The sequence below is a fragment of the Ileibacterium valens genome (genome assembly GCF_001945525.1).
GTDB classification, from domain to species: domain Bacteria; phylum Bacillota_I; class Bacilli_A; order Erysipelotrichales; family Erysipelotrichaceae; genus Ileibacterium; species Ileibacterium valens.
This window is the reverse complement of record NZ_MPJW01000193.1, coordinates 1-11,179: the sequence shown is the minus strand read 5'-3', so window position 1 is coordinate 11,179 and position 11,179 is coordinate 1. Positions and strand designations below refer to the sequence as shown.

Here is an 11,179-nt window from a genome sequence, read left to right as displayed (position 1 = left end):
CGACAGACAGAGTAATAGCGGCAGAGTTTTCTGCGACAGCAGCGACATCAATCTCTACAAACTCTATTCCTTCAGCTTTCGCAGACCTTTCCAATCTGCGTTTCCAGTAGCCAAAAGAGGTATAGATCAAGCCATTCTTCTGGCAGAACTCCTTCTGAGAAAGTCCGGACAGGTGATAAGCCTGAACCTGTCTGGTCCAGAATTCCCGGTTTCCTTTTCTGGTTGACGCATAGTGATAATTCGGCATAATGAAAAATCCTCCAGTTTCGTTGTAGATAATCTAACAACGGTCACCGGAGGGTTTAACCCCGTCAAATATAAAGAACTTACGACTCTTTTAACAATCCGATGATTATTATTTTTGAAAAAAAACCCAAAAGGAGAATTCCTTTTGGGGCAGGATTTGTTAAAAATATTGTATCAAGAGCTACTCTACTGTTTCTGCTGCTGCAGAATCTTCTTCTTTTGGTTCTGGTTTAGATAGACCGATCTGATCAAGAATGGCATGGTAGACTTCTTCAAGACCACTCTTTTCAACAGCTGATACCGGATAAATCTTTTTAAGCGGCAGATGCAGCTTCTGAGAAATATCCTTCAAAGCTTTCAGACGCTTGGTTTTTGGAACCTTATCGATCTTTGTAGCTACAATAATTACAGGAAAATCAAAATGACGGAAGTATTCGATCATATCCAGGTCATCTTTGGTCGGACCATGTCTTGAGTCGATTAAAGAAACAATCCCAGAGATCTGTTCTCGTCCTTCAAAATACTCATCCATCATCTTTCCCATCTTCTCAAGCTGGCTTTTGGAGAGTTTGGCATAACCATAGCCAGGAACATCCAGAAGAGTCCACTGGCCATCGATATCAAAGAAATTCAGCAGCTGAGTTTTGCCTGGTGTGTTTCCAACGTAGGCGAGTTTCTTGCGGTTGGTTAAAGCATTGATAAAACTGCTTTTCCCAACATTTGAACGTCCTACGACAACGACTTCCGGCAAAGTCAGCTCCGGCCAGCTGTCCTTACCGCTTGCAGAAGTAATAAATGATGCGTTAAGCTGTTTCATTTATTCTGACCTGTCAAAGAATGATCTACTTCTTCTTTTTTCTTTTTTTGTGCTTCAGCCTTTTTCTTCTTATATTCTTCCGGATCAATTGGTGTTACAGGTCTGACCAGAGCATTTTCAAGAACTTCATCGACCACAGAAACTGGAATAAATTTCACAGATTCCTTTACTTCTTCAGGAATATCGTCGAGATCCTTTACGTTGCCCTTTGGAATCAGGATGGTTGTGATTCCTGAACGATAGGCAGCCAGAGATTTTTCCTTCAGACCGCCGATCGGAAGCACGTTTCCACGCAAGGTCACTTCTCCAGTCATGGCCAGATTTGACTTTACAGGAATTCCTGTCATTAAGGAAGCCAGAGCTGTAGTCATGGTGATACCAGCAGAAGGTCCATCCTTAGGGACTGCACCTTCGGGAACATGAAGGTGAATGGTTGTCTTATCAAATTCTTCTGGTTCAATACCGTATTTAAGAGCATTGGCGTGGATGAAATCAAGAGCAATCGAAGCTGATTCTTTCATGACATCACCAAGCTGACCGGTCAGATTCAGATTTCCCTTCCCTTCAAAGCGATTGGCTTCAATCTGAAGGATATCTCCGCCAAAAGAAGTATAAGCAAGGCCTGTCACAGTACCTACCTGATCTTCCGTTTCCTTCTTGCCGTAGTCAACTTTTTCATTCCCCAGCCATTTTTTAACCAGATCCTTATCCAGTTTGATTGAAGTTTCATGGTCTTTGAGAATAGCCAGAACCGTCTTACGGGCAATTGAGGCAATTGTTCTTTCCAACTGACGAACACCGGCTTCTCTGGTGTAGTAGCGAATCAGATATAAGATCATATCGTCATCGATAATCAACTGATCCTCAGTCAGTCCATTTTCCTTGAGCTGCTTTGGAATCAGGTGCATACGGGCAATATTTGTTTTTTCTACATCGGTATAGCTTGAAAGTTCAATAATCTCCAGGCGGTCACGCAAAGCTGGAGGTACATTTTCAAGATAGTTTGCGGTAGCGATAAACAGAACCTTGGAAAGATCATATGGTTCTTCAATGTAATGATCCGAGAAGAAAGAGTTCTGTTCAGGATCAAGAACTTCAAGCATGGCGCTTGATGGATCTCCCTTATAATCGGAAGCCATCTTGTCAATTTCATCAATCAGGAATACTGGATTGATGACCTGAGCCTTTTTCATTCCCTGAATCAGACGTCCAGGAAGTGCGCCAAGATAAGTTCGGCGGTGGCCACGGATTTCAGCTTCATCACGCACGCCGCCAAGTGACATTTTGACAAAGTGACGGTTCAGTGCTCTGGCAATGGATTTAGCCAAAGAAGTCTTACCGACTCCGGGAGGACCTGCAAGACAGATAATCGGCGCTTTGAGTGAATTGGTATTCTGCTTCACAGCAAGATACTCCATAATTCTTTCTTTGACTTTCTCAAGTCCATAATGGTCAGCATCAAGAACATCATGAACCGCATTCAGGTCTTCATTGTCTTCGGTTTCCTGCCACCACGGAAGATCCATAAGCCAGTCAATATAGGTTTTGATCGTGCCCACTTCACCAGAAGCCATAGGAAGCATTTCATAACGGCTGAGTTCTTCTAAGACTTTTGCCTTGATGTTTTCCGGATATGGATTTGCTTCGAGTTTTTTGCGGATATCTTCCGCTTCTTTTCCGACTCCTCCGCCTTCGCCGAGCTGCTCCTGCAAGGCAGTAATTTTTTCACGCAGATAGTAATCCTTTTGTGACTGATCAATCCGTTCACGAACCGCTTCGTTGATTTTCTTTTCAACTTCATTCATTCGTTTTTCTTTTTCCATATCGGAAACAAGCATGGTCAGTCGATCATTGATTCCTGGGGTATTGAGATATTCCTGTTTGCGTTCAGGCGTTAAAGGAAAAGTCTGAACAGCCTTATCTGAAAGATAATCCGCTCCGGCTCCTCTTGAAATTTCGATCATCAGATCTTTCGACATGAACTTTTCTCCTGGGTTCATGTTTTCGAAAGCATTCGAGAGCATTCGAAGCAATACAGCTTCCTCGGTTTCATCCTGCTTAACAGACGGAACCATTTCAACAGAGGCCAGCTGAGAGAGGTCTCCCTCAGTAATGTCTTTCATACGGACACGTTCAATGCCTCTGAATTTTACACGCAGAAATTTATCAAAACGGCGCACGTGACGAATCTCGCAAAGCGTGCCCATTGAATGCAGATCTTTCATCCCTGGATTTTCTACATCCAGGTGAATCTGAGAGAACATGACAATTTTGTCATTAAAATTATCCTGAGCGTTTTCGATCGCGCGTAAAGATGATTCGCGCCCTACGTCAATGACAATTTCCTGTCCTGGAAAGCAAATGACTCCCCGGGTACAGATTAATGGATACGAGTTAGTATTCATCATATCCCTCCTTACCGTTAATTATATTTATATCCTGTTTGAACCGGAAGGTTCAACGCTTTTACCAGCCAGGAGTGCTAAAAGCGGAAAAAAGACGCGGATGCGTCTTTTTTCAATTCGATTCTTTTGTTTGCTCGATTACTGATTGTCGCAAAGGAAATTCATAGCTGCTTCTCTGAGAAGATCTTCCTTGATATCCTCAGATCTTACCAGCTGAGCAATTTTCTTTTCGTCAATTCCATACTGCTGAGCAAGCAGTTTGATTTCGTTAAGAACTTCATCATTGGAAACCTGAAGATTTTCTGCTTTAGCGACTGCATCAAGAACGAAAGTATTTTTCAGACGCTTTTCAGCTTCTGGACGCATTCTTTCCTTCACACCTTCTGGAGAAGAATTAATCAGGCTTAAGTATTTTTCTACATCAAGGCCAGAAGACTGAATCTGAGAAGCTAACTGCTTGTACATGTTATCGATTTCTCTGTCGATTAAAACAGAAGGAATTTCAATTTTAGCGTTTTCCACTGCCTTATCCAGTACAGCTTCAGAGAATTTATCATTTGCTTCTTCGTCTTTGGAAGCTTCGATTCTTTCTCTGACGAACTTTTTGAGTTCTTCAACAGTGTTTACACCTTCAAATTTTAAAGATGCTGCAAATTCATCATCGATCGCTGGAATGACTTCCTTTTCGATCGATTTTACTGTGATATGAGCATGGAAAGGTTTGCTGTCTTCATCATCTTCTAATTTATAGTCAACATCAAGAACATCGCCGACTTTGGCTCCTTTTAAAGCATCATAAACGGCTTTATTCAGAGGAGTAGTACCTAATGTAATTTCAGTGTCTTCTTCCTTATGAAATGGTTCTTCATCACCATCAAGGGTAATGGCCTGGTCAACTTTTACAAGGTTTCCATCTTCTGCACCAGTTCCGTCTTCCACAGCTTCAAAATCAGCTTTTCTTTTTGCCTGATCATTGATGGCTGCATCAACTTCTTCATCCGTTACAGCAACTTCGTCTTTTTTGAGTCCGAAGCCTTTGTATTCACCCAGTTCAGCTTCTGGCCAGACTTCAGCAGTGAAGGCGAAAACAGCTTCATCATCATCTGCTTTTTTGATATCCAGTGTTGGAGATTCAACAAATTTGACTTCAGTTTCATTAAGTCCGACAAGCAGAGCCTTATTTGCCATATCATAGGCCGTATTGTAGTTCAGAGCCTGCTTGTCGATCAGTTTCTTAGCCATCGCTGCAGGAACATGTCCTTTTCTGAATCCATTAATATTAAGTGATTTTCTCAGCTTCTGAAATTCATTGTCTTTAGCCTTTTTCCATTCATCACCATCGACTACAACTTCAAGAGTCACTGTTTGATCGTCGTTTTTTACAACTTTACTAGCCATAAATCTTATTCTCCTCGCCTTTCAATAATATATAAATAATATATAAAGGGTCCTAAACTGTGCAAAAGCCAGAGGCAGGCACTTCCTGTTTCATCGACCGTTCATCTCCGCAGGCGTTAATTCGGGCTGTTGGATCCCTATACTCCCTAACCCGCCTTTATTAATAAAAGCAGGATTTCGGCATTCTTAAGATTTTCAGAACGATTATGAAGTCTATTTAATCCATGAATCTCTGCAAATAGAAAAAAACATCGATCTCAATAAAAAATTTCTTTTTGAATTGCTCATTTCATCGGATAAGAGATCATCATTCAAAACCGTCTGATCACCGCATTATATCAGCTTGTGCTTCTTGATTCGTCCTGAACCTATTCAGTTGTCGCTTTTTTATACATAAAAAAATACGAATAAAACCCATAAAAACGAAAATAACATTCACCATCGATTAAATTGTCTTCAGCTTTTATCCATTTTTATGAAGATCAGGTTAGAAATCGTAAAAGCATCCGTAAACAGAATGCGGCCAAACCAATTGATATTGTAACAGAAAGAAAAGGTTCTTTACTCTCTTTTTCAAAACTGTTTCTTTGATTGCATTCCATTTGGTTCACTTTGAAAACAAAGTCCAAATTCACACAACTTAAATCGTATTGTTTATCAAACGCTGCCTTATCATATATCGATTGATATTGATTGATGAAATATATAATGAATCAAAAGATTCTAATTCCTGGATTCTTCTGTTTTCTTGCAGAACTTCTTCGCAAAAAAACCGGATACGATATCCGACTTCACTACTATAACGCAAGTTTTTGAAGAATGGATCTGGCTGCATGAACTCCTGAAGCAGAGGCATGTGATAAAGAATGGGTCACTCCCGAACAGTCACCAATAACGTAGACCCCTTCGCTTTTGGTCTCTAATGAACCATCGACTTCCACTTCCATATTGTAGAATTTGACTTCGACACCATATAAAAGCGTGTCATCACTTGCAGTCGAAGGGCAGACTTTATCCAGGGCGTAAATCATTTCAATGATATCGTCAAGCTGTCTTTTCGGAATGACCAGTGAGAGATCTCCTGGAGTCGCCTGTAAAGTCGGTTTAACAAATCCGGATTGAATTCGATCTTCTGTTGACCGCTGTCCCCGGATCAGATCGCCAAAACGCTGAACAATCACTCCTCCGCCAAGCATATTGGAAAGTCTGGCAATCGATTCTCCATATTGATTGGATTCATGGAATGGTTCGGTAAAATGACTGCTCACTAACAAAGCAAAATTTGTATTATCGGTATACATTGATGGATCTTCATACGAATGACCATTCACTGTAATAATTCCATTTGTATTTTCGTTAACGACCACTCCATGTGGATTCATACAGAAAGTTCGGATGCGGTCCTGATATTTTTTCGAACGATAAACGATCTTGGATTCATAAAGCTTATCCGTCAGATGCGAGAAAGTCTCAAATGGGACTTCTACCCGAACTCCGATATCAATTCGCGAACTCTGAGTCGGAATCCCCAGTCCTTCACAAACACTCTCCATCCATTTACTTCCAGAACGGCCTGATGACAGGATACAGTAATCTCCTGCAAACAATTCACCAGTCGAAGTTTCAACAACTGTCTTTCCATCTTCCTTGAAAACACGCTCTGCAGAAGTCTCAAAGTAGAAATCCACCTGATCTTTTAAAAGAGCATAAAGATTTTCCAGAACAATATAGTTCAGATCAGTCCCTAAATGACGGACTTTGGCTTTCAGTAGATGAAGGTCATTCTGCAGACATTCCTTAAAAATCGCTGGATCTTCACTGGCATAAAGTCTGGCATCTGCTCCACCCATTTCGCAGTTAATCGCATCGACATATTCCATCAGATCTTCTGCTTCTTTTTTTCCAATATATTCATGAAGATTACCGCCAAATTCGTTGGTGATGTTGTATTTTCCATCCGAAAATGCTCCGGCTCCTCCAAAGCCGTTCATAATCGAACAGACTTTACAGGAGATACAGCTTTTGACTTTTTCTCCATCAATTGGACAATGTCTTTTATTCAATGGATATCCTTTTTCGAGAACTGCAATTTTCAGTTCAGGTTTATTTTTGATTAATTCATAAGCCGAAAAAATGCCTCCCGGCCCGGCTCCGATTATCACTGCATCATAGTTTTTCATTTCATAATTTCCCTTTTTTTCATTGCCTTCTGGCAAAACCTAAAACATGTTACTCGAAGCGATCATCAATGTAAACCGATATTTATATTTTCTGAAAATTTTCATTTTTAGCAGAATTTTTCCAATTTATTCCCATTATTCAGTCGGTTTTCTAAACGAAAGGTATTCGCACATATCCTTTCAGTGACTTTGCAGTTCCTGAATGAAATATTGAAATACCAGGAAATGATCATTTCAGAGAAGTACTTATAATGAGTCCTCTAAAATATTTGTAAAATAGATCAATTATGCAAAATCCCTCAATGTTATGAATCTTCATTTTTCTGTTATTTTTAGACCAGATTGCAGAACATCAGAATCTTCTTCGATGAACATGATGATGTAATTATCCTATTAAGTTTATTTTAAATATCAGGAGGATTTAACAGCTTGTTTTCCGATTACAATATCCATTTTCTGGGACGGATCATTATTAAAAAACTTTTTTATTCTGAAATTATATGCTTTAGAATGCATAAATGCTGCTGAGCTGGTGACAATCCACTTTCTGATGGAGCATCATGAACTGTTCTTTTGGTCACCGTTAGAATTAGCCCAATCTGTAAATGTTAAAATAAGAATGTATAGAAAGAAGATGAATGCGATGGACTATGAAATTAATTATCCTGAACTGAATATGGCTGAAATTACCTTTACGGTAAGTAAAGCAGATTTTGAAAAGGCCTTGGAAGAAGCTAAAGAAACGACAAAATCAGAAGATCCAGCCGTTTTAAGAGAATTCGCAATTTCGAGTTTTGCAAGCAAGGTATTAACCGAAGCAGTTGATACCAACAAGCTGAAGCTCGCTTATACTCCGGCATTAATGGGAACTGACGATGCAGATGGTAACGTAACCATTACAATTAACTGCCCACTGCTTCCGGAAGTAAAACTCGGTCAGTATAAAGGACTGAATGTAACTAAAGATGCAGTTGATGTTCCAGAAGAAGAAGTAATCGCTGAAATGAATCGTCAGATCAGCGCTCAGAAACTCTGGGAAACTCTTCCTGAAGGAACAAAAGCTGAAGAAGGCGATCAGGTCATCATTGACTTTGTTGGCGAAAAAGATGGTGTTCCATTTGACGGCGGATCCGGTGAAAACTATCCTCTGATCCTTGGAAGCCATTCGTTCATTCCTGGATTTGAAGAACAGCTTATCGGATCAACAGCCGGCGAAAAAGTTAAAGTGGATGTCACCTTCCCAGAAAACTATTTTGAACCATCTCTTGCAGGTCAGCCTGTAGTCTTCATGTGCACTGTCAAGGATGTACAAAAGGAGATCAAGCCAGAACTGACCAATGAGTTCCTCGCAAAAATGAAACTTGAAGGTATTCACTCTGTAGATGACTTCAAAAATCGTCTGGCTATCGACTTAAAAGCTTTAAAGGAACAGGAAGCTGAAAACAAGGCAATCTCTACCATTCTTGAAAAAGTCGCTGATGGCAGTGAAGTGGATATTCCTGACGCAATGATCGACAACCAGGTTGAACAGTACGTCAATGAATATGAAAACAACATGAAGCAGTATGGAATGACTCTTGATCAGTATTTGCAGTTCTCTGGTCAGACTCTTGACGCGTTCAAGCAGCAGTTAAGACCTCAGGCTATCCTGACCCTTCGTCAGGCTCTGGTTCTTGAAGCAATCGCTGAAAAGGAAGCCATTATTGCCGAAGACAAGGAAATCGAAGACGAATATGCTCTGCTTTCTCAGATGTATTCCTTCCCTGCCGAACAGCTTAAGGCCATTATTCCTTACGGAACAGTTGCTACTCAGTTAGTTCAGAGAAAGACGATGGATTTCCTGAAAGATCAGAACCTAGCCAAATAATTGAAATTTCAAACAAAATATAAAACCCCCAAAAAAAAACGGGCTTTCAGTCATGAAAGTCCGTTTTTTTGTGCGCTGTTTTGGAAGATCATCAAGGTCCTGAAAATTTTTAAATTTTAGCCAGAAAGCGGCGTTTTTCGTTGCGTCATTCATTGTATACTAAGGGCAGAGTGATTGGATTGAACTTTACTGTCCTCTATAGATCCTGGTTTTACCTTGCTTATTGATGATCTGTATCCATCAGAAGAAACGATAAAACCAAGGATTAATGTAAACCAGAAGCTGACAATTCATTCAATCCAATCACAAATGAAAAAGTCCTTCATATATTACTCGACTGCACAATCGATTTGATATACAAAGGACAAAATAAGCAAAAAAAAATGGCGTCCTGGAGATGATTCGAACACCCGACCCTGCGCTTAGAAGGCGCATGCTCTATCCAACTGAGCTACCAGGACAGCAAAAGAACTATACCATACGAAACATATCAGAACAAGGGGAAAACATGGAAAATTTAGAAAGAACAGGATATCGATTCGACGGCTGGTTTGTCGATGAAGCAAGAACCAAAAGAATTAATCCGGGAGGAAAACTTCCTGGTTCAGTCACACTTTATGATAAGTGGATTCCAATCACCTATTCGGTGACCTATGATCTTGGAGGAGGACAGAACTCAGAAAAAAATCCTCAATTCATTACCATCGAATCCGGATTAAAAAAGCTCTACCCATCCCATAAGGACGGAATGGTCTTTGCGGGCTGGCGCTGGAACGGAAAACTTGTCGAGTATCTTCCGGAAGGTATTCATGAGGATATTCATCTGGAAGCCGTATATGGCAAAAGACCTTTGATTTCGTTTGAAACCTTTGAAGGAGCCCGGATTGCAGACCGCCAGACCAATGATGCTGGAAAACTGGATGCTTTTCGTCCACCAATGCGTCTTGGCTATGATTTTACCGGTTGGTACTTTGATGAATCCCTGATGCACCCTGTCAGTGAAAATCAGATCTTTAAACAGGATACAGTGCTTTATGCCGGATGGAAAAAATCAGTCTATTCGATTACTTACAATCTCAATGGAGGTTATTTTGCTGATCATCCAATTGAAGAATTCTGCTATGATACGCCAACCTGTTTTTTGGACAAACCCGTAAAACCAGGATTCATATTCAAGGGATGGAAAGATCGCCGTGGACGCATTCTTCGTTCACTGATGAAAGGCAGTATGGGAGAAAGAGTATTAAGCGCGGTCTGGGAAAAGGATAACCCTGAAGTTCATATCATGGGAGAAACGCCGCAGCCATTAGAACCTCTGATCATTGAGCCGCAGGAAACTCAGGAAGAAATTTTATCTTCTTCAATCGAGACCACTGAATTCAATGTTCAGGATCTTGACCCAATAAAAACAGAAATGAATTCTCTGCCAGCTAAACCGCTTCAAAATCCAGGCATCCCAAAAGAAGCAAACTCCTCTGAACAGGAAACAAAGATTGATGTTAGTCCAGCAAATGCTCCAGAGCAAATCCAAGTTCAGACGGGCATTGAACAAAAACCTGTTCATGAACCTAAGGAACGAGTTGTTCTCAGCCGCAAAGCTCGAAGAATGGCCGCTCCAGATCGTTTCGCTTCAAAGAATTCTTAGTCTTCCTGGACTCATTGAATTAAGAAGTTTGGATGATCAGATGAAACAGCCGTACGAAAAGCGGCAACGTTAAATTCAACATTGGTATACAAAAACAGCCCGGCCAGAACAAATAGTTCCCCGAGCTGTTTTTTGTATTATCTGTATGAAATCAGAAATTATCTGAATAAGTTATTCAAAATCGATGGTAACCTTTTGAAATTTGCACGGGCTTAGATCCTCCGGTTCCAGTCGATATTCTGTATTCGACTAGAACTGGAGGATTTTATGCATAATTATCTGTTTTCCAAATCCCGTGAACTGAATCAGGAACAGTGGATGAACCTGGTTGATCAATATCAGGTGTCAGGTCTGACTCAGGCTGGCTTCTGCGTCCAAAACGGCCTGGCTTTATCCACCTTCTGTTAATGCTAACGTAAAACCAACCAATAATTGCAGCGAGAAATGCGCCAATTTTGGTTGGTTTTATTTTGATATCCTTCTTATAAAAGGAAGACAAAATGAAACGAAATCAAACCACCCAGCTTAATCTCGAGTTGAACATGGCAAAGATTCAAGGAATAAAACCCAACTTTACACAGCTGGCCAAAAAGTATAGCGTAGATCGGCATACTGTTGCCA

At 40.5% G+C, this 11,179-nt stretch carries 8 protein-coding genes and 1 tRNA gene; 3 read left to right on the top strand and 6 right to left on the bottom strand.

Going from position 1 to position 11,179, the window contains the following annotated elements; all coding sequences use genetic code 11:
* The 5 genes from tnpA (BO222_RS10170) to BO222_RS10150 all read right to left on the bottom strand — a co-directional run.
* Positions 1-247 (bottom strand): IS66 family insertion sequence element accessory protein TnpA (gene tnpA / locus BO222_RS10170; RefSeq protein ID WP_198931989.1); only part of this gene is annotated, 247 nt, incomplete at its 3' end.
* A 180-nt stretch (positions 248-427) separates the two neighbouring features.
* The gene (yihA, locus tag BO222_RS10165) at positions 428-1,063 is read right to left on the bottom strand and encodes a ribosome biogenesis GTP-binding protein YihA/YsxC (protein ID WP_075820693.1); all 636 of its coding nucleotides are present in this window, start codon (positions 1,061-1,063) and stop codon (positions 428-430) included.
* Positions 1,060-3,468 (bottom strand): endopeptidase La, encoded by a 2,409-nt coding sequence (gene lon, locus BO222_RS10160; RefSeq protein ID WP_075820692.1) that lies wholly within the window; start codon positions 3,466-3,468, stop codon positions 1,060-1,062. The genes yihA and lon overlap by 4 nt, the downstream gene beginning before the upstream one ends.
* A gap of 138 nt (positions 3,469-3,606) precedes the next feature.
* Entirely contained in the window at positions 3,607-4,866 is a 1,260-nt protein-coding gene (gene tig / locus BO222_RS10155) for a trigger factor (protein ID WP_075820691.1), read from the bottom strand.
* Between the two features lie 797 nt (positions 4,867-5,663).
* Entirely contained in the window at positions 5,664-7,046 is a 1,383-nt protein-coding gene (locus BO222_RS10150; protein WP_075820694.1) for an NAD(P)/FAD-dependent oxidoreductase, read from the bottom strand.
* A gap of 619 nt (positions 7,047-7,665) precedes the next feature.
* On the opposite strand from BO222_RS10150, the gene tig (BO222_RS10145) reads away from it, so the two are divergent.
* Positions 7,666-8,913: a trigger factor gene (tig, locus tag BO222_RS10145; protein ID WP_158024595.1), complete on the top strand. Its 1,248-nt coding sequence runs from the start codon at positions 7,666-7,668 to the stop codon at positions 8,911-8,913.
* Between the two features lie 384 nt (positions 8,914-9,297).
* On the opposite strand, the gene BO222_RS10140 is transcribed toward tig (BO222_RS10145), so the two are convergent.
* Positions 9,298-9,374: transfer RNA gene (locus BO222_RS10140), tRNA-Arg, on the bottom strand.
* A 47-nt stretch (positions 9,375-9,421) separates the two neighbouring features.
* Between BO222_RS10140 and BO222_RS10135 the strand changes: the two genes are divergently transcribed.
* Complete coding sequence (locus tag BO222_RS10135) at positions 9,422-10,558, top strand: InlB B-repeat-containing protein (protein WP_075820689.1); 1,137 nt, start codon at positions 9,422-9,424, stop codon at positions 10,556-10,558.
* A gap of 267 nt (positions 10,559-10,825) precedes the next feature.
* Positions 10,826-10,966, top strand: coding sequence for an IS66 family insertion sequence element accessory protein TnpA (tnpA, locus tag BO222_RS13800; protein WP_158024594.1), 141 nt, complete (start codon positions 10,826-10,828; stop codon positions 10,964-10,966).
* The last annotated feature ends 213 nt before the right edge of the window (positions 10,967-11,179 follow it).

Coding starts and splice junctions, on each gene's coding strand:
- BO222_RS10150 (WP_075820694.1), bottom strand. CDS start 7,046: ATGAAAAACTATGATGCAGTGATAATCGGAGCCGGGCCGGGAGGCATT.
- tig (WP_075820691.1), bottom strand. CDS start 4,866: ATGGCTAGTAAAGTTGTAAAAAACGACGATCAAACAGTGACTCTTGAA.
- tnpA (WP_158024594.1), top strand. CDS start 10,826: ATGCATAATTATCTGTTTTCCAAATCCCGTGAACTGAATCAGGAACAG.
- tig (WP_158024595.1), top strand. CDS start 7,666: ATGTATAGAAAGAAGATGAATGCGATGGACTATGAAATTAATTATCCT.
- BO222_RS10135 (WP_075820689.1), top strand. CDS start 9,422: ATGGAAAATTTAGAAAGAACAGGATATCGATTCGACGGCTGGTTTGTC.
- yihA (WP_075820693.1), bottom strand. CDS start 1,063: ATGAAACAGCTTAACGCATCATTTATTACTTCTGCAAGCGGTAAGGAC.
- lon (WP_075820692.1), bottom strand. CDS start 3,468: ATGAATACTAACTCGTATCCATTAATCTGTACCCGGGGAGTCATTTGC.